The sequence below is a fragment of the Burkholderia lata genome (genome assembly GCF_000012945.1).
Lineage (GTDB): Bacteria > Pseudomonadota > Gammaproteobacteria > Burkholderiales > Burkholderiaceae > Burkholderia > Burkholderia lata.
This window is the reverse complement of record NC_007511.1, coordinates 64,040-82,573: the sequence shown is the minus strand read 5'-3', so window position 1 is coordinate 82,573 and position 18,534 is coordinate 64,040. Positions and strand designations below refer to the sequence as shown.

Annotated in this window: 18 protein-coding genes; 7 read left to right on the top strand and 11 right to left on the bottom strand. The window is 67.3% G+C overall.

Annotation, left to right across the window (positions count from 1 at the left end):
- Positions 1–5: 5 nt before the first annotated feature.
- Positions 6–809 carry an ABC transporter substrate-binding protein gene (locus tag BCEP18194_RS23135; RefSeq protein WP_011353688.1) on the bottom strand — a complete coding sequence of 268 codons (804 nt, stop codon included), beginning with the start codon at positions 807–809 and terminating at the stop codon, positions 6–8.
- A 489-nt stretch (positions 810–1,298) separates the two neighbouring features.
- Here BCEP18194_RS23135 and BCEP18194_RS23130 point away from each other — a divergent pair, with 489 nt between their 5' ends.
- Positions 1,299–1,778, top strand: a complete 480-nt coding sequence (locus tag BCEP18194_RS23130) for a helix-turn-helix transcriptional regulator (protein WP_011353687.1) — start codon at positions 1,299–1,301, stop codon at positions 1,776–1,778.
- Positions 1,779–1,805: 27 nt separating this feature from the next.
- Here the strand turns inward: BCEP18194_RS23130 and BCEP18194_RS23125 are convergent, their stop codons facing one another.
- Positions 1,806–2,480 (bottom strand): ankyrin repeat domain-containing protein, encoded by a 675-nt coding sequence (locus BCEP18194_RS23125; protein WP_011353686.1) that lies wholly within the window; start codon positions 2,478–2,480, stop codon positions 1,806–1,808.
- A gap of 185 nt (positions 2,481–2,665) precedes the next feature.
- On the opposite strand from BCEP18194_RS23125, the gene BCEP18194_RS23120 reads away from it, so the two are divergent.
- A complete protein-coding gene (locus BCEP18194_RS23120) occupies positions 2,666–3,526 on the top strand; it encodes a LysR family transcriptional regulator (RefSeq protein ID WP_011353685.1) in 861 nt (286 codons plus the stop codon).
- A 113-nt stretch (positions 3,527–3,639) separates the two neighbouring features.
- Here BCEP18194_RS23120 and BCEP18194_RS23115 read toward each other — a convergent pair whose 3' ends face one another.
- The 3 genes from BCEP18194_RS23115 to BCEP18194_RS23105 form a co-directional block, all read right to left on the bottom strand.
- A complete protein-coding gene (locus BCEP18194_RS23115; RefSeq protein ID WP_011353684.1) occupies positions 3,640–4,113 on the bottom strand; it encodes a nuclear transport factor 2 family protein in 474 nt (157 codons plus the stop codon).
- Positions 4,114–4,181: 68 nt separating this feature from the next.
- A complete protein-coding gene (locus BCEP18194_RS23110) occupies positions 4,182–5,366 on the bottom strand; it encodes an amidohydrolase family protein (protein WP_011353683.1) in 1,185 nt (394 codons plus the stop codon).
- A gap of 84 nt (positions 5,367–5,450) precedes the next feature.
- Complete coding sequence (locus BCEP18194_RS23105; protein ID WP_011353682.1) at positions 5,451–6,650, bottom strand: amidohydrolase family protein; 1,200 nt, start codon at positions 6,648–6,650, stop codon at positions 5,451–5,453.
- Positions 6,651–7,114: 464 nt separating this feature from the next.
- Between BCEP18194_RS23105 and BCEP18194_RS23100 the strand changes: the two genes are divergently transcribed.
- Complete coding sequence (locus tag BCEP18194_RS23100) at positions 7,115–7,765, top strand: glycine zipper 2TM domain-containing protein (RefSeq protein WP_011353681.1); 651 nt, start codon at positions 7,115–7,117, stop codon at positions 7,763–7,765.
- 226 nt (positions 7,766–7,991) lie between these two features.
- Here BCEP18194_RS23100 and BCEP18194_RS23095 read toward each other — a convergent pair whose 3' ends face one another.
- The 3 genes from BCEP18194_RS23095 to BCEP18194_RS23085 form a co-directional block, all read right to left on the bottom strand.
- The gene (locus tag BCEP18194_RS23095) at positions 7,992–9,383 is read right to left on the bottom strand and encodes an amino acid permease (RefSeq protein WP_011353680.1); all 1,392 of its coding nucleotides are present in this window, start codon (positions 9,381–9,383) and stop codon (positions 7,992–7,994) included.
- Between the two features lie 106 nt (positions 9,384–9,489).
- Positions 9,490–10,740, bottom strand: coding sequence for an NAD(P)/FAD-dependent oxidoreductase (locus BCEP18194_RS23090; protein ID WP_011353679.1), 1,251 nt, complete (start codon positions 10,738–10,740; stop codon positions 9,490–9,492).
- Between the two features lie 31 nt (positions 10,741–10,771).
- Positions 10,772–11,125, bottom strand: a complete 354-nt coding sequence (locus tag BCEP18194_RS23085; protein ID WP_011353678.1) for a RidA family protein — start codon at positions 11,123–11,125, stop codon at positions 10,772–10,774.
- A 296-nt stretch (positions 11,126–11,421) separates the two neighbouring features.
- On the opposite strand from BCEP18194_RS23085, the gene BCEP18194_RS23080 reads away from it, so the two are divergent.
- The 3 genes from BCEP18194_RS23080 (at position 11,422) to BCEP18194_RS23070 (ending at position 14,357) form a co-directional block, all read left to right on the top strand.
- Positions 11,422–12,057 (top strand): helix-turn-helix domain-containing protein, encoded by a 636-nt coding sequence (locus BCEP18194_RS23080; RefSeq protein ID WP_011353677.1) that lies wholly within the window; start codon positions 11,422–11,424, stop codon positions 12,055–12,057.
- A gap of 135 nt (positions 12,058–12,192) precedes the next feature.
- Positions 12,193–12,702, top strand: coding sequence for a GNAT family N-acetyltransferase (locus tag BCEP18194_RS23075; RefSeq protein WP_011353676.1), 510 nt, complete (start codon positions 12,193–12,195; stop codon positions 12,700–12,702).
- Between the two features lie 296 nt (positions 12,703–12,998).
- Positions 12,999–14,357, top strand: a complete 1,359-nt coding sequence (locus BCEP18194_RS23070) for an aspartate aminotransferase family protein (protein ID WP_011353675.1) — start codon at positions 12,999–13,001, stop codon at positions 14,355–14,357.
- Between the two features lie 87 nt (positions 14,358–14,444).
- On the opposite strand, the gene BCEP18194_RS23065 is transcribed toward BCEP18194_RS23070, so the two are convergent.
- The 3 genes from BCEP18194_RS23065 to BCEP18194_RS23055 form a co-directional block, all read right to left on the bottom strand.
- Complete coding sequence (locus BCEP18194_RS23065) at positions 14,445–15,005, bottom strand: hypothetical protein (RefSeq protein WP_011353674.1); 561 nt, start codon at positions 15,003–15,005, stop codon at positions 14,445–14,447.
- Between the two features lie 404 nt (positions 15,006–15,409).
- On the bottom strand, positions 15,410–16,585 hold the full coding sequence (locus BCEP18194_RS23060; protein WP_011353673.1) for a M20 aminoacylase family protein: 1,176 nt from the start codon (positions 16,583–16,585) through the stop codon (positions 15,410–15,412).
- Positions 16,586–16,644: 59 nt separating this feature from the next.
- Entirely contained in the window at positions 16,645–17,877 is a 1,233-nt protein-coding gene (locus tag BCEP18194_RS23055) for a diaminopropionate ammonia-lyase (protein WP_011353672.1), read from the bottom strand.
- Between the two features lie 158 nt (positions 17,878–18,035).
- On the opposite strand from BCEP18194_RS23055, the gene BCEP18194_RS23050 reads away from it, so the two are divergent.
- Positions 18,036–18,512: an Lrp/AsnC family transcriptional regulator gene (locus BCEP18194_RS23050; RefSeq protein ID WP_011353671.1), complete on the top strand. Its 477-nt coding sequence runs from the start codon at positions 18,036–18,038 to the stop codon at positions 18,510–18,512.
- Positions 18,513–18,534: the final 22 nt, after the last annotated feature.

The window sequence follows — 18,534 nt, the reverse complement described above, 5'->3', positions numbered from 1 at the left end:
CGGAATCACGGTGCCGAAGTCAGCTGCTGCTTCGTGCCGTAGATGTCGAAGTCGAAATATCTGGCGGCGATCTTCTGGTACGTGCCGTTCGCGCGGATCGCGACGATCGCGTCGTTCAGCCGCTTCTTCATCGCTTCGTCGCCCTTGCGCACGCCCATCGCGACGCCGTAGCCGGTGATCCGCACGTCGGTCACGTCGGGGCCCGCGAACGCGTAGCCCTTGCCTCGCGGGGTCTTCAGGAACGAGTAGCCGGCCTGCGTCTTGTCCTGGAAGGTCGCGTCGAGGCGGCCGTTGACGAGATCCTGGTACACCTGGTCCTGGTTCTGGTACGAGACGATCGTCACGCCCTTGGTCGCCCATTCGGCCTTCGCGTACGCCTCCTGCGTCGTGCCCTGGTCGATCCCGATGCGCTTGCCCGCGAGCGACTCCGCGGTCGGCAGCAGCTTCGAGCCGGCCGGCGCGACGAGCGCGCCCGGCGACGCATACAGCTTGTTCGAGAAGTCGATCTGCTTGAGCCGCTCGTCGGTGGCCGTCATCGCGGACATGATCACGTCGAACTTGCGCGCGCGCAGCGCCGGAATCATCCCGTCGAAACCCTGCTCGACCCACACGCACTTCGCATGCAGTTGCTCGCAGATCGCATTGCGCAGGTCGATGTCGAAGCCGGCGAGCGAGCCGTCGGGCTGCTTCGCCTCGAACGGCGGATACGTGGGGTCGATGCCCCAGCGGATCGTCGACGTGTCCTGCGCGAACGACACGAGCGGCGCGAACGCCAGCGCGGTAACGAGGAGCTTTGCAGTGCGGTTCATGGCGTGTCCTTGAAGGTCTCGACGCGGCGGGCGAACGCCGGCGTCCGGTGGGGAGCGGTGCGCCGGTAGGCCCGGCGCGGTGCGCGAAAGACAGGGACTTCGATGAAACTGCGATGCAGTCTAGACCGCTCAATTTTCGAGCGCAAGCAGGGGAAACGGGGGCGGGGTGGAGGGCGGGCCGGCGCGTTCCGGAATCGGGATGAAAAGATGGGATGGCGCTTTAAATAAGGCCATCTTGCAGGATTTACACAGCTTTCCGGTGTTTACCCTTTGCGACGCACATCTGCCACAAAGCGAGTTTTTCCGGATATCCGTCAGATGGTGATGTCTATACAGGGAGTCAAGACGAAGCCTCGCCCGCTGCCTTTCGTAGGAAATCGATGACGCATCCTATACCGCAAAAAGAGCTGCTCGAATACGCAGGCACATCCGGCGATGCAAGATATACCTTACATTCATGAGCCATTGATCCGCGCAGGAAGGACCCGCATGCAACTTTACGAGATCGGTCAGGCCGTCGCGAAACGGAGAGCGGAACTCGACCTCACGCAGGCTCGGCTGGCCAGGCTCGCCGGACTGTCTCGCCTCACCGTGAATCAGTTGGAAAACGGCAAACTCAAGGATCTCGGCGTCAACAAGCTGATCCCGTTGCTAGGCTTGCTCGGCATCGAACTCCTGACCCGACCGCGGCCGGCTCGGCGCGGTCTTCACATGGCCGTCATTGGTGCGAACGTCAGCCACAAGAGCGAATTGACCGAGCGATTGCTCGTCGACGCGTTAGTCTCCGGACAAATCCCCGCCGGGTATGAAGCGCCGTTCGCCGTCATCCTCGACGAGGTCCCGCTACCGGTTGTAGTAAGGGCGGCCGAGGAAGCTGCCGAGCGCTCGGGCACGCCACTTCGCACCATCTGGAAAAATCTGGCCGAGTGGTCGAAGGCGCTTCATCTCTATCGGGAAGTATGGGTCTGATCGCTGCCCCCTTCGCCCACGCTGCCCCTACCGCGCCCCCGCCGCCACCAGCACCCTCTCGATCGCCCCATACCCGCGCTGCCGCGCATGCTGCAGCGGCGTCTCGCCGTTGGTATCGGCGAGATCGACGTTAGCGTGCCCGTCCACCAGCAGTTGCACGATCCGCACATACCGCTCGCTGCCGTCGCCGAGCATGATCGCCTCCAGCAGTGCGGTCCAGCCGAGCCGGTTCACATGATCGACGTTCACGCCCGCATCGATCAGCGTGCGCACCGTCTCGACATGCCCGCGCTCCGCCGCCGGAATCAGCGCGGTGCCGCGATACCGGTTCGTGCTGCGCAGGTCGGCGCCATGCGCGAGCGTCATCCGCAGGATGTCGAGATGGCCGCGTGCACCGGCATACAGGTACGGGCTGTCCTGGATCGCATCCTTCGCGTTGACGTCCGCGCCTGCGTCGATCAGTACGCGCGCCGCGTCGACGTGATTGCCGTGCGTCGCGATCAAGAGCGCCGTGCGGCCCCGCCCGTCGCGTGAATCGATCTGCGCGCCGCGCTCGAGCAGCGTGCGCACTTCGCCCGCGTCGCCGCGATCGGCCGCGCTGCGCAGCCGGCCCTCGAGCGCGCCGCCGTCGGCGGCGGCCACCGCCGACGTGAGCGTGGTCAGCGCAAACGAGCCGATGATCGCGATCCGTTTGAAAAACATCCCGTTTCCTCCTTGCGTGCCGCGCACGCCGAAGCGCGGCCGATGCAATGCGTCAGGCGCCCCCGTGGCGCCGTACGAAGCCGCGCCATGTCCGGCGAAACCGCGATTGCCCGCGGCGTCCGGCCATGTTAAAAGTCGTCGCACGCATTTGGAAATGAAATGTTCGAATCCACAAAAGTGCAGAAATGAATAGACCCCTGTTCGACCTCGACCTGCTGCGCGCGCTCGTGATGGTCGCCGACTGCGGCAGCTTCACGACGGCGTCCGCGCGGTTGCATTCGACGCAGTCGACGGTCAGCCAGAAGGTGCGCCGGCTCGAGGAAATCGCCGGGCACCGGCTGCTCGACCGCGGCACGCGCGACGTGCGGCCGACCGACGCGGGCGTGACGGTGCTCAGCTATGCGCGGCGCATGATCGCGCTGAACGACGAGATGCTGGAAGCGCTGTCGGGCGCCACGGTCGCATTGACGATCCGGCTCGGCGTGCCCGACGATTTCGCGGCAGGCCGCACGACGCATGCGCTCGCCGCGTTCAAGCGCGCGCATCCGCAAGTGAAGCTCGAAGTGATGTGCGGGCTGAGCCGCGACATCAGCGCCGCGTACGACCGCGGCGAGCTCGACCTCGTGCTGATCAAGCAGCGGCGCGACAGCCGCGAGGCCGTCGTGCGCTGGCCCGAGAAGCTGCGCTGGATCGACAGCGCGAAGCATCCGACGATCGATCTCGACCCGGTGCCGATCGTCGTGTTCCCGCCGCGCGGGCTCTATCGCGACGACATGATCAAGGCGATCGAGGAGCGTGGCCGCCGCTGGCGGATCAGCTTCACGACGTCGAGCCTGAGCGGCATCCAGGCCGCCGTCGCGGACGGGCTCGGCATCAGCGTGCTGCCCGCGCGCGTGGTGACGGACGAGCACGTCGTGTTGACCGCGAAACAGGGTTTCGCGCCGATCGAGCACATGGACATTGCGATCCTGCATCGGCCGACGGCCGACCCGATGGTCAGCGAACTGACGAAGGCGCTCGCGACGATGCTGGAGTTGGAGGAGTAACAAACAGGCGGGATGCGGCGGCAATGTGAAGGACACCGCGGAAGCGGCGCCGCCGGCACGGCCGATGCAACGGGATCGCGGGCGCATCGATACGCACGCGCACCCGGCCCCCGTCAGAACATCGTGTTCCCGTTCGCGGCCTGTTCGGGCACGGGTTGATTGACATCCCAGTGCTCGACGATCTTGCCGTTCTCGAGCTTGAAGATATCCATGATCGCGCTGCCGCGCGTGCCGGGTTCACGCACCGCATGCACGTGCAGGATCACGTAGTCGCCATCGACGAACGAGCGCTTGATCTCGCTGTGCGACTGCGGATACTTGTCGCGCAGGAACGCGACGAACTTGCGGAAGCCGTCGCGGCCGTCGGCCGCATTCGGGTTGTGCTGCACGTAGCGATCGCCGACGTATGCGAGCGCGGCGTCCGCGTCCTTCTCGTTCAGGCCTTTTTCATAGAACGCGAGCACCGTTCGCCGGTTGGCTTCCTGCTGCGCGTCGGTCGGGCCGGCCGCCACCGCGTGTACGGCCGTCACGGCGAACAGGGCCGCCGCCATCCATCGTGCGGCCCGTGCCGCTGTCGTGCGTCGCATCGTCGTCTCCCGGGGAAATCCGGCTGAAAACCGGATCATACCGGGGCGACGCCGCGCTCACGCTTCGCTCACACCAGCGCGCCGTTGCGCGCAACGATCTTCCCCGACGACACGACGAGCCGCCGCACCGGCCGTGCGACAACGGCCTCGGCGAACGTCAGCGCGTCGACCAGCACGACATCCGCCCGGCTGCCCGGCTGGAGCCCGTAACCGTCGAAGCCGCAACCGCGCGCCGCGCTGTGCGTCACGCAATCGAGCGCGACTTCGAGTGCATCATCGCGACGGAAATCATTGCGCATGCCGATCAGCATCGCGCGTTCGAGCATGTCGGGCGACCCGTACGGCGTCCACGTGTCGCGCACGCCGTCGTTGCCGCCGATGACCGTCACGCCCGCCGCGCGGCACGCGGCCACCGGCGGCACCGGCACCGCTGCCGGCGCGGTCGTGACGAGCCCGACGCCGAGTTCGGCCATCCGCGCGAGCAACGCATCGCGCTCGCGTTCGGCGATATCGCCGAGGCAGAACCCGTGGCTGATCGTCACCTTGCCCTGCATGCCGTGCGTAGCCGTGCGCTGCAGGATCAGGTCGAGCGAGTACGCGCCCATCGATCCGCGCTCGTGCAGATGGAGGTCGAGCCCGCGGCCGTGGCGCTCGGCGATCGCGAACAGCACGTCCACCGCTTCGACCGGATCGCCTTCGATCGCGCACGGGTCGAGCCCGCCGAGCAGATCGGCACCGGCGGCAAGGGCTTCGGACAGCAGTGCGTCGGTGCCCGGACGCTTGAGCACGCCCGATTGCGGAAACGCGACGATCTGGATCTCGACCTGCCCGCGCAGCGTCTCGCGCGTCGCGAGCACGCCGTGCAGATGCCGCAACCCGGCTTCGGTGTCGATGTCGACGTGCGTGCGGATGCGCGTCGTGCCGGCCGCGAGGAACGCGCGCGACAGTGCGAGCGACGCGACACCGGCGTCATGCCCGCTCGTCGCGCGATAGTGGCGTTCGTTCTCGATCCGGTCGACGAGGCGCGGCCCGACCTGGTTGCGATACCACGGCATTCCCCAGTGCGTCTTGTCGAGATGCGTGTGGCCCTCGACGAGGCCGGGCAGCGCGAGCGCGCCCGCGCCGTCCTCGATCGCGCAGCCGGCGGGCGCGTCGAGCGACGGGCCGATACGCGCGATGCGATCGCCTTCGATCAGGATGTCGAGCGCAGCGTCGGCGCTTGGGCGGACGTTGCGGATCAGCAGGTTCGTCATGTCGGTTCCGATGTGGTCGGTCAGTACGGTCGTGCAGTCAATGCGAAGGCGGCACGGCGCATGCCGCTCCGCCGGTCAGGTTGGTCAGCGCGTAAAGCGCAGCGCGGGGGCGAACGGCGCGCCCGTATCGCTTTCGCCGCGACGGAACACCCAGCGTTCGGCCGGCACGCCCGCGACCGCCGCCGCCGCATTCGGCGCACGCACCGCGACGAACGTCGCATCGCAGCCGACTGCAATTCCATAGTTATCCTTGCCGATCACGCGCGCGCCGGCGTGCGTCGCCATGTCCAGCGCGATGCCGAGCGCTTCATCGGTGTAGAAGCCCGACCGGTAGCCGACCATCATCGCGCGCTGCAGCATGTCGCCGTTGCCGTACGGCCACCACGCGTCGCGGATGTTGTCGTTGCCCGCGAACACGTGCACGCCCGCGTCGCGCAGCGCTTGCACCGGCGGAAACGCGCAGTCGCCCGGCGCATTCGTCAGGATCGACACGCCAGCTTCGGCCAGTGCCGCCGCGGTGCGCTGCACGTCGTCCTCGCTCACCTGGCCGAGCGCGTACGCATGGCTCACGTTCACGCGGCCACCGAGCCCCGCCGCGCGCGTGCGCGCCGCGATCCGCAGCAACTGCGCGATGCCCGTTTCGTCCGGCTCGTGCAGGTGGATGTCGATCTTCGCGCCGCGCTTCTCGGCGATGCCGAACACGATGTCGAGCTGGCCGTCCGCATCGCCGTCGAGTGTCGTCGGGTCGATCCCGCCGACCACGTCCGCGCCTTCGCGCACGGCTGCGTCGAGAATCTCGGCGGTACCGGGGCACGACACGACGCCCGCCTGCGGAAACGCGACGAGTTCGATATCGACGATCCCGCGCCATTGCTCGCGTGCAGCCATCACAGCCTGCAGGTTCGACAGGCCGGTGGTCGCATCGACGTCGACGTGGCTGCGCATCGCAACCGTGCCGAATGCGGCGGCCTGCGCGATCAGCGCATTCGCGCGCTCGACGATCGGCGGCGCTGCCGCGAGCTGGCGCTTCTCGACCGCGAGCCGCTCGCGCAACGAGCCGACGGATTCGTGCGGCACCCAGCGATCGCCGACGAAACTCTTGTCGAGGTGGATGTGGCCATCGACGAAGCCAGGCAGCACGACGCGGCCGTCGAGGTCGATCGTTTCCGCGCCGGGCGCGGCGGCGCAATCGGCGCCGATCGCGGTAAAGCGGCCGTCACGGACGACGAGGTTGATGGGCTGGCCGCCGGCGTCGACGGCGTTGATGAAGATACGATCGGTCATGGCTCGGAATGTGGGGCGGTCGCTGCATGTCACCGGTGCGGACAGGGGAAGGCACCGCAGCCGGCACGGCGCGACCGTTGGCAGGGAATCCGGCCACGATATCGGACGCCATCACCCGAGGCCAATTAAATGTCGCGATGCCGCGCATTCGATTTCGCGATGCAGGGCGTGCGAGGTCGCCGGGCGTGGCACAGCGATGGGGCGGGATCGTGGGGAAAGCGACGGAAAAGCCGATCGCCGCGCAGTGTCGGCATCAGCGGAATGCGGGGGCCAGGAAGCCGCGTCGCGCCCTTGCCGGGCGTCGCTTCCGCGCCCCGCCGGGGCGGCGATTTACGCGGCAACAGACTTTACACGTTGTTACCCGGCCGCACCGGACGCGCCTCCGGCCATTCCTTATACTCACGCCGAGTTCGCCACCCGTCCCGGCATTCGTCGGCGAACCCGTTGCCGATGCAGGAAACATCATGATGCGCATGCCTTCCACGAAGACCGTTCTGTTCGCCTCGCTCGTCGCCGTCGCGGCGCTTCCGCTGACCGCGTGCGTCGCGCCGGGTTACTACGGCGCGCAGCCGGGGTATCCGCAGCAGCAGCAATACGCGACGCCCGGCTACGCGCAGCCCGCGTATTCGCAACCGGGCTACGTGCAACAGCAACAGCCGTATCCGAACCAGGCGCCGCAGCCGTACGATCAGTACGGCAACCAGCAGCAATACGGGTCGCAGCCGTATGACCAGTACGGCAATCAGCAGCAGCAATACGCCACCCCGTACGGCACCCAGTACGGCACGGTCTCGAACATCCAGCCGGTCAACGGTTCGGTCGGCCCGTCGGGTGTCGCCGGCACCGTCGTCGGTGCGCTGGTCGGCGGCCTGGTGGGCAACCAGTTCGGCCGCGGCCACGGCCGCGATGCGGCGACCGTGATCGGTGCGCTCGGCGGTGCGGTGGCCGGCAACCAGATCGGCCAGCAGATGGGCGCCGCGCAAGGCCCGAGCAGCTACCGGATCGACGTGCAGGTCAGCGACGGCTCGATGCGCTCGTTCGACGTGCAGTCGCCGGGCAACCTGCGGCCGGGCGATCGCGTGCAGATCAACGGCAATCAGCTCGCGCGGTATTGATGCCGATACGGAGCGCCTGACCTGATCGGGCGCATCGTCGTGCGTTTGACGTCGCGCGCCGGTTCGGCGTGACGGCACGCCTGTTTCACCTCACCCTCATGCTTCGTGCCGGGGCAGCGCGCATGACGCGCTGCCGACACTGCCGCGGCGCCACGCCTTCGCCTCAAGCGCGCCCCATCGCACGACCTTTCCCCCGCACCACCATCAGCGACCCGGCGCCCAGCCGTCACACACGCTCGACGCCGAGCCCGACACGCGTCGACCGCGCAGCCGCCTGCAGGTGCCGCGAACGCCGGTAGATGATCGCCATCAGCGCCATCACCGCCGCGCCGGCATACAGCGACCCGCGCGTCGTCGGATCGACACCGAGCATCACGAACACGAACGCGACGAACACGAGGCAGATCCACGACGTGACCGATGCATACGGCATGCGGAACGCCACCGTCTCGCCGCGCGCGGCCAGCGCGCGCCGGAACCGCATGTGGGTCAGCACGATCATCGCCCAGATCACGGCCACGTCGAACGACAGGAACGACATCAGCCAGCCGAACACGCGTGCAGGGATCACATAGTTCAGCACGACGCCGACCGACATGAACAACACGGTCGCCCGCACCGCGCGCGACGGCGACCCGCTTGCGCTCAGCGCCGCGAACGACGCAGGCGCGAGGCCGTTGCCGGCCATGCTCGACAGCATGCGCGCGCCGCTGAACACGATGCAGTTGAAGCTCGACAGTGCAGCCGTCACGACCACAAAGTTGACGATGCCGGCCGCCTGCCGCAGCCCGAGCGATTCGAACGTCGTCACGAACGGGCTGCCGTGCTCGCCGAGCTCGTGCCACGGATATAGCGCCATGATGATGAACAGCGCGCCGACGTAGAAGATCAGGATGCGCCACAGCACCGAGTTGATCGCGCGCGGGATCATCTTCTGCGGCTCGCGCGCCTCGCCGGCCGTGAGGCCGATCATCTCGACGCCCGCGAACGAATACGCGACGATCGGCAGCGCGCTCACGACCCCGAGCACGCCATGCGGAAACACGCCGCCGTGGCGCCACAGGTTCGACAGGCCGACGGGCACGCCGCCATGGCCGATCCCCGTGAACACGATCAGCGCACCGCCCGCGATCATCAGCACGATCGTCACGACCTTCACGATCGCGAACCAGAACTCCAGCTCGCCGTACACCTTCACGTTGAGCAGGTTGAACGCCGAGATCGCGGCGATCGCCGACACGACCCACAGCCACTGCGGCACATCCGGAAACCAGAAGCCCATGTAGATGCCGATGGCGGTCGTCTCCGCGACGCCGACGCCGACCATCAGCAGCCAGTAGCTCCAGCCCACCACGTAGCCGGCGAACGGCCCGACGTATTCGAACGCATACGCACCGAACGAGCCGGACACCGGCCGGTGCACGGCCATCTCGCCGAGCGCACGCATGATCAGGAAAATCATCGCACCGCCGATCAGGTAGGCGACGAGCGCGCCGGGCCCGGCCGCCTTGATCGCGGACGCCGAGCCGAGGAACAGGCCGACGCCGATGGCCATGCCGAGGGCCATGAACGAGATCTGGCGCGCGCCGAGTTCGCGCCGCATCGTGTGCTGTTGCATGTTGTCTCCAGTCGTTGATCGTCGCGGCGAGCCGGATCGGCCGGCCGCTGGATGGAGCGGCCGGCGTCGTGTGCCGGCCGCCCTGCTGCAGCGCACGGTCGCCGGTTCAGCGGCCGTGCAGAAAGCGTTCGACGCGAAACGGCGTCGGGTCGACGAACGGCTGCGTGCCGGTCATCAGGTCGGCAACCAGCCGGCCGGTCACGGGGCCGAGCGTGAAACCGTGATGCGCATGCCCGAACGCGAACCACAGATCGCGGTGGCGCGGGGCGGCGCCAATGACGGGCAGCATGTCGGGCGTGCACGGCCGGCGGCCGAGCCACGGTGTGCCGTCGACGCGCGCGCCGAGCGGAAACAGCTCGCGCGCGACCGGTTCGACGGCGGCGAGCTGGGTGGGCGTCGGCGGCGTATCGCAATAGCCGAGCTCGACGCCGGTCGTCAGGCGGATGCCGCGCGTCATCGGCGTGATCAGGAAGCCGCTGTCGGCATCGAGCACGGGCCCGTTCAGCCGCGCGCCCGGCTGCGCCGCGTAATGCATGTGATAGCCGCGCTTGACCGCGAGCGGCAGCGCATAGCCGAGCCGCTCGCACAGCAGGTCCGACCAGGGGCCAAGTGCGACGACCGCTGCGCGCGCGTCGACCGGGCCTTGCGCGGTGTCGACGTGCCAGCCGTTCTCAGCCGACAGCGTCAGCGCGTCGCCGGTCAGGATGCGGCCGCCAAGCTGCTCGAAGTGGCGCGCATACGCGGTCACGAGTGCATTCGGATCGCTGATCGAATCGGAGTCCGGATAGCGCAGCGCACCGACCAGCGCCCGGCTCAGGTTCGGCTCCGCGTCGCGCAGCGCGGCCGCATCGAGCGCGTCGAAGGTCACGCCGTATTCGGTGCGCCAGCGCTCGGCGTCGCGCGTTTCGGCATCGCGCGTCGCGGCCGTGCGGAACACCTTCAGCCAGCCGCCTTCACGCAGCAGTGCGCCCGCGCCGGACGCTTCGATCAGCGCGCGATGCTCGGTCACGCAGTGTTCGATCAGCGGCGCATACGCACGCGCGATCTCGGCATGACGCGCCGGATGCGAATTGCGCCAGTAGCGGTACAGGAACGGAATCAGTTTCGGCAACGCGCCGACGTGATAGCGGACGTCGGGCGAGCGGTTGCACGCGTATTTCAGCAGCGTGCCGAAGCCGCGCGGAAACGCATACGGATACACGCCTTCGCGCTGGATCAACCCGGCATTGCCGAGCGACGTCTCGTTGCCGGGCGCCTTGCGGTCGACGAGCGCGACCGACAGGCCGCGCTGTTGCAGGTGCACGGCAACGGACACGCCGATCATGCCGCCGCCCAGGACGAGCGTGTCGAATGTCATCGGGAGTTCCTCGGGGCGGGCGGCGCCGGCGTCAGGCGAGCGCGGTCACGGCGATCTCGACGTCGAGACCGGGTTTCATCAGCAACGCCTGCACGCACGCGCGGGTCGGCGCGTGGCCGGCCGGCACCCAGGCGTCCCACACCGCATTGAACGCGTCGAAGTGCGCGGCATCGCTGAGCCACACGTTGGCCGTCAGCACGCGCGTCTTGTCGACGCCGGCCGATGCGAGCAACGCGTCGATGCGCGTGAGGATTTCGGTCGCCTGCACGGCGATCGGCGCGCCGGCCGTATCGGGCACCTGGCCGGCCAGGTGGACGAAGCCGTTCGCAATCACGACCTGGCTCATGCGCGTGCCGGTCTGCAGACGTTTGATTTCACTGGACATGATGGTTTGCACCTTCGCTGGCCCGGCCGCGACCGGCCGGGAAAATAAATGGCTGGAAAAACCGCTGCCGTGTACGGAATCGTCGGGCAACCGCCGCACGGGCGAGCTGCGCCGATACGCACACGTGTCGTTCACGCCGGCCGCACCGGCCGCGCGAGTTTCGCGCCGTCCGATGCTAGAGTGGCCGTCACGCCCACCGTCGGCGATTTCGACGAAAATTATCATATACGAGAAAATTTATTCTCGTATACGACAAAACCCGTATTCACGTCACGCACGTCGCGCCCCGTATCCGCATGCCCAAATCCACCGTCCCCGTTCCGCCGCCCACCGACGCCGCGCCGCAGCTCGACCACCAGACGGTCGGCGCGCGGCTGCGCGACGCGCGCAAGTCGCGCGGCCTGACGCTCGCGCAACTGTCCGAGCGTTCCGGTATCGCGGTGTCGACGATTTCGAAGGCCGAGCGCGGCGACATCGCGCTCACCTACGACAAGTTCGCGGCGCTCACGCATGCACTCGCGCTCGACTTCGACACGATGTTCGGCCGCCCCGCACCGGCCGGCGCGATGACGCCGTCGTTCACGCCGGCGGGCCAGCAGATGGTCTACGACACGCCGAACTATGCGTACGGGATGCTCGCGAACGACCTGACCGGCAAGCGGATGGTGCCCGTGCGCGGGCGGATCCATGCGCGCAAGCTGTCGGACTTCGCCGACTACATCCGGCACAGCGGCGAGGAGTTCGTGTTCGTGCTGAGCGGCGAGCTGGAGCTGCGCTTCGAGAACGGCCATGCGTACCGGCTCGGCGCCGGCGACAGCCTGTATTTCGACAGCGCGGTCGGGCACGTGTACCTGAGCCTCGGCGACACCGATGCCGAGGTGCTCGCGTGCTGCGTCGACGGCGATGCCAAGCGGCCGCGCGACGCGATCTGACTCCCTGAATTCGGGCACGCGGCTGTATCGAACGCCGCCACGCGACATCCGGATTCCTATTACGATAAGGACGATGCATCCCGCGGCCGCAGCGGCCCGCGCCGGCATGCACGACCTTCAACCGGAACGCCCCCGATGACGATCACCACCCGCCTGCTCGATGCGGCCGACGCCGCCCGTTTCCAGACCGTTCGCCTGCGTGCGGTCGACACCGCCCCCACCTCTTTCCTGCCTACGCTCGACGAAGAATCGCAGGTGCCGGTCGACGAATTCGCGACGCGCATTACGCCGACCCGTGAACGTGCGGTGTTCGGCGCGTTCGACGGCGATACGCTCGTCGGCATCACCGGCGTGCGCCGCGATGCACGCGTGAAGATCGCGCACAAGGCGACGATCTGGGGCGTGTTCGTCGATCCCGTGTATCGCGGGCGAGGCATCGCGCAAACGCTGCTCGAAAGTGCGACCGCGCACGCGGCGCACGAGTGGGAATGCAAGCAGCTGATGCTGTGCGTGAACGAGGTCAACGCCACCGCGGAGCGGCTGTATGCGTCGCAGGGGTTCGTGCGGTTCGGTACGGAACCGCGCTCGATGTTCGTCGATGGTCGGTTCTACGACGAACACCACATGGTCAAGACGCTCGCGTAACGCGTCACGGCGGCGAACGGGCATCGCGAGACGCAGCCAGATGCGTCCCCGTGCCCGCTTCGTCCGCACTGGATTCGACGCGAAAGATGTGAGCACCCACCAACTTTCCATGCAGTAAATCCGGCCGGGCCGACCCTCGACGGTTTATGCGCAAAAACTTTTAGAAGAAATATCTGCGCGTCGGTCTCGCCCCACGCTGCCGCGCCCAACGCAACCCGCCTCCGTAATTCCGCCCCTGTTCATCCCCCCAGCGCCCGCGCTATCGTCTCCGTACCTTCACAGCCCAGGAGCTGCCTTTGCCTTCCCGTCACGGAGTCGACCTCATCCGCGCCCGCGCGCTGTTCGATCGCGAGCGCCGCGCATTCACCGAAGCCATGCCGGTCTCCCGCGCGCTGTCCGCGGAAGCATCCGAGCATCTGCTGTTCGGTGTGCCGTTGCACTGGATGCAGGACTGGTCGACGCCGTTCTCGCTGTATGTGAAGGAGGCGCGCGGCGCGACATTCACCGACGTCGACGACCATCGCTACGTGGACTTCTGCCTCGGCGATACCGGCGCGATGTTCGGCCATGCGCCCGAACCCGTCGCACGCGCACTCGTCGAGCAAGCCACGCGCGGCTACACGACGATGCTGCCGAGCGAGGACGCCGCGTGGGTCGCGCGCGAACTCGCACGGCGCTTCAAGCTGCCGGTCTGGCAGTTCGCGCTGAGCGCGAGCGACGCGAACCGCTTCGTGCTGCGCTGGGCGCGCGCGGCCACCGGCCGCAAGACGATCGTGGTGTTCAACGGCTGCTATCACGGCACGGTCGACGACGTGTTCGTCGATCTCGTCGATGGCCGCCCCATGCAGCGCGACAGCCTGCTCGGGCAGTCGTACGACCTGCTCGCGAACACGCGCGTCGTCGAATTCAACGACCTGGCCGCACTCGAAGCGGCGCTGAAAGGCGGCGACGTCGCCTGCGTGCTCGCCGAGCCCGCGATGACGAACATCGGGATGGTGCTGCCCGATCCGGGCTTCTGGGAGGCGGCACGCGAACTGACGCGCCGCTACGGCACGCTGCTCGTGATCGACGAAACCCACACGATCAGCAGCGGCCCGGGCGGCTATGCGGTCGCGCACGATCTCGAGCCGGACCTGCTGGTGGTCGGCAAGCCGATCGCGGGCGGCGTGCCGTGCGCGGTGTACGGGTTCAGCGCGGAATTTGCCGAACGCGCGAAGCAGGCCAAGCTGAACGCACCGCCCGGCCATTCGGGGATCGGCACGACGCTCACCGCGAACATGCTCGCGATGCATGCGATGCGCGCGACGCTGGCCGAGGTTGCGACCGACGCGGCCTATGCGCATATGTTCGAACTCGCCGCGCGACTGGCGACCGGGCTCGAACAGGCGATCGCGAAGCACGGGCTGCCGTGGTGCGTGACACGCATCGGCGCACGTACCGAGTTTCAATTCGCGCCCGTGCCGCCGCGCAACGGGACGCTCGCCGGCGCACAGCTCGACAGCGAACTCGAACACATCGTGCACCTGTACCTGCTGAATCGCGGCGTGTTGATCACGCCGTTCCACAACATGATGCTCGTGTGTCCGCAGACGACGGCCGACGATGTCGACCGGCTCGTGACGCAGTTCGACGCGTGTCTCGGCGAGCTGGTCTGAGCGCATCGCACGCGGATGCGGGCCGCGCGGCGCGACCGTCGATCGCACCGTGCATCTTCCGCCGCCCGCCCCGCGTGGTGGCGGCGCCTACTCCTCGCCCACCTTGTCGTCGCCGGCCGACGCGCGCGGTTCGAACAACAGCACGAGATCGCCCCGGTAACTCCCGTTGACACCGGCGCTGCTGCGGGGCGGTGCATCGGCGCTGATCTTCAGGTCGTGGACTTCATCGAATCCACCGCTGCCCGCGCCGGTGCCCTGTTTGACCTGCGCAATCGTCTGGGCTGCCCCGGGCGCGATCGTCGACGTCCCTGCGGCGCTCGTGAGCGTGACCGTCGCATGCGTCATTTCGAGCGGGCCGTTCGACAGCGTCAGCGGATGGGCGACCTCGACGATGAAATCGGGGTTCGTCGACCAGACGCGGATCGGCACGGTCTTGCGGAAGGATTGCTGCGTGCGATCGGTGGCCTCCAGCTCGACCACACCATACCCGGCCGGACTGTCGGGCCGCGACACGTAGAGGCTGTCACCGATGTGGGCGGTCAGCCTGATCGTCTTCACGACTGCCTGATTCGACACCGTGCCCGCTTGGGCGACGCCCGCCAGCGCGCCGCTCACGCCAAGCGCCACGATCCATTTGCCGATGTTCATTTTTCACCCCGAACGTGAACGATTTCAATGCATTCGCATTTTGATAATCATTCGAGGCGGGCTGATTTCGCTGGGCCATGCCGGATTTACGATCAATTCACTTATTCATGATTTCATGAAATTCAGACGACCCGAAAAATCGAAAGAATTCATACAAAATCATTTCAAAAAAATCGAATCGATCCAACATTCGGCGCCGCATCTCTTTGGCAGTCAAGCGAAAGCCCGGACCCCGATGAACACCGACATTAACCCAGCTATATCAAAATCAATAATTCGTATAAACCTGCACTCCCGCTCACAAAACCAGTTCACGCATAACTACCAGACGGCACGCGTAAATTGTTTGATCGATCAATTCACGACATTCGGCTTTATCGAGGTAATTCGTCAAATGCCAAAAATCACGCGGCCTTCAACGCCAGCCGCGCCACTTCCGCGAAATACCGCGCGCCGATCGACAGGATCTCGTCGTTGAAATCGTAGCCCGCGTTATGCAGCGGCACGCCGCCGCGCCCGGCCGCTTCACCGTTGCCGATGAACACGAAGTTGCCGGGCACCGCCTGCAGGAACGCGCCGAAGTCTTCCGAGATCATCATCGGCTGGACGTCGGCGTTCACGTTCTCCCCGCCCGCGACCTGCGCTGCGGCCTGCACGGCCGTATCGACCCACTCCGGCGAATTCACCGTCGGCGCAAACTCGTGCGTGTACTCGAACGCGCAGGTCGCGCCGTGCGTGCGGCAGATCCCTTCGCTGATCTCGCGCATCCGCGTGGCCAGCAGCGCCTGCACGTCGCGCGAATAGCTGCGCGTGTCGCCCTTGATCGTCACCGTCGACGGCAGCACGTTGCGCAGCCCGTCGGTGATGAACTCCGTGCACGAGATCACGGCCTGCTGGCCCGGATCGAGATTGCGCGACACGATCGTCTGCAGCGCGAGCACGACCTGCGCGCCGATCACGATCGGATCGATGCCCATGTGCGGGCGCGCCGCATGCGTGCCGCGCCCGTCGATCCGGATCACGAAATTGTCTTCGCTCGCCATGATGCCGCCGGCGCGCGTCGAGAACGTGCCCGCGCGCATGCCCGGCATGTTGTGCGCGCCGAAGATCGCGTCGACCGGGAAGCGCTCGAACAGCCCGTCGGCCATCATCGCCTTCGCGCCGCGGCCATGCTCCTCGGCCGGCTGGAAAATGAAACGCACGGTGCCGTCGAAATCCTTGCGCTCGGCCAGCAGCTGCGCGGCGCCAAGCACCATCGACATGTGGCCGTCGTGCCCGCATGCATGCATCTTGCCGGGCGTGCGCGACGCATGTTCGCGACCCGGCGCGTGCTCGGCGATGTTCAGCGCGTCCATGTCGGCGCGAATGCCGATCGCGCGCTTGCCGGTGCCGGCCGTCAGGTTCGCGACGAGCCCCGTGCCGCCGATCCCGCGATGCACGTCGAGCCCGAGCGTCGTCAGGATGCGCGCGACGTAGTCCGACGTGTTCACTTCTTCGAAACCCGTCTCGGGATGCTGGTGCAGATGGCGGCGCCAGGTCTTCAGTTGCCCCTGCAGCGTGCTTTCTTCGATTGTGTCCATGGCGTTGGCCTCGTCAGTCGTGGTCGGTCGTAGTCGATCGGGATCGGTCGTGATGTCGTTCAGGCCGCGAGCGCCGCGCGGTCCAGCCAGGCGCGCTGCCGCGCGAGCACCGCGTCGGCCGTCTCGCCGACGCAGTTCCGGTACACGGACGGCGCCGTCGCGCCTTCCGTATTGATCGCCAGCACGCGCGACTGCGCGTCGAGCCCCACCTGACGCGCGAGCGCAGGATCGCGCATCAGCACTTCCAGCCCCGCGACGCCGGCCGCGCCCGATTCGCCGGCCACGAGCGGCACGTCGCGTTCGCTGCCGGTCGCGAGGCCACGCATCGCCTGCACCGCGTCCTCGTCGTCGATCAGCATGAAGTAGTCGATGCACATCTCGAGGAAATCCCACGCCAGCGGCGACGCCTCGCCGCACGCAAGCCCGGCCATCACGGAATCGACGCTGCCCGTCGCCTTGGACGCGCGCCCTGCCAGCGCGCTCTGGTACAGGCAATCGGCCTGGCGCGGCTCGACGACGATGAAATGCGGCCGCTGCACGCCATCGCGCTCCCACAGGTAACTCGCGACACCCGCGGCGAGGCCGCCCACGCCGCCCTGCAGCAGCACGTGCGTGAACGGCCGCCCGTCGTCCTGCGCTGCCTGCACGGCGGCTTCGGCGGCGATCACGCCATAGCCCTGCATCACGTCGCGCGGAATCGCTTCGTAGCCGTCGTACGACGTATCCGACACGACATACCAGCCGTTCGCCTGCGCGAGCTGCGCCGCGCAGACGACCGACTCGTCGTAGTTCCCCGCGATGCGCACGATCCGCGCGCCGTACGCCGAAATCGCGCGTTCGCGTTCGGCCTCGACGTTCGCGTGCAGCACGATCACGCACCCGCAGCCGATCGCACGCGCGGCGGCGGCGAGCGCCCGGCCGTGATTGCCGTCGGTCGCGCTGATCACCGTCAGGTCGGCCAGCTCCGCCGCATAGCGGCCGGTGACGAGCCCTTGCGGATCGAGATCCTGCGTGCGCCGCAGGCGCTTCACGAGCCGCACCAGCGCGATCGGCGCGCCAAGCGCCTTGAAGCTGCCGAGCGGCGAACGGCACGACTCGTCCTTCACGCTGACGCTCGCGACGCCGAGCCGCGCGGCGAGATCGGGCAGCGCGCGCAGCGGCGTGCGCGCGTTGCCGACGAGTGGCCAGTGCGACAGCCACGCGCCGCTTTCGTCGGCCGACGCGATGTTCATCACGCGGCGCAGCGCGTGGGGATAGGCGGCGCGCGAGGCGCGGGGGTTGGCGATCAGCATGGCGGGCAGCACTCCGTGAGTCGGTTCGGGTCGGGCGCGCACGGGTTGCACGCGCCGCCGGTTCGAAAAATAATATTGCGCACGCCGGTCAATAAAATCGCCAATTCGGCGGCCGCCACGCAAAAATTTCTCATTCTTTCGAGGCCTCACGCGCCATCATGACCACCTCACTCGATGCGTTCGATCGCAAGCTGCTGATGGAAATCCAGCGCGACGCGCAAACGCCGCAGAGCGAACTCGGCGCGCGCGTCAACCTGTCGACCGCGGCCGTGAACCGGCGCCTGAAACGTCTCGCGGACGACGGCGTGATCGAGCGCTACACCGCCATCGTCGCGCCGGACAAGGTCGATCATCCGCTGACGATCGTCGTCAACGTCGAGGTCGAAAGCGAGCAGATCGACCAGCTCGACGCGATGAAGCGCACCTTCGAGCGCTGCCCGCAGATCCAGCAGTGCTACTACGTGACGGGAGAGTGGGATTTCGTGCTGATCCTGGCCGTGCGCAACATGGATCAGTACAACGCGCTCACGAGAGAGCTGTTCTTCGCGAACAACAACGTGAAGCGGTTCAAGACGCTGGTGAGCATGAGCCGCGTGAAGGTCGGGCTCGAGGTGCCGGTCGAACCGGGCGAGTAAGTGAGCGTTTGCACACATGAGG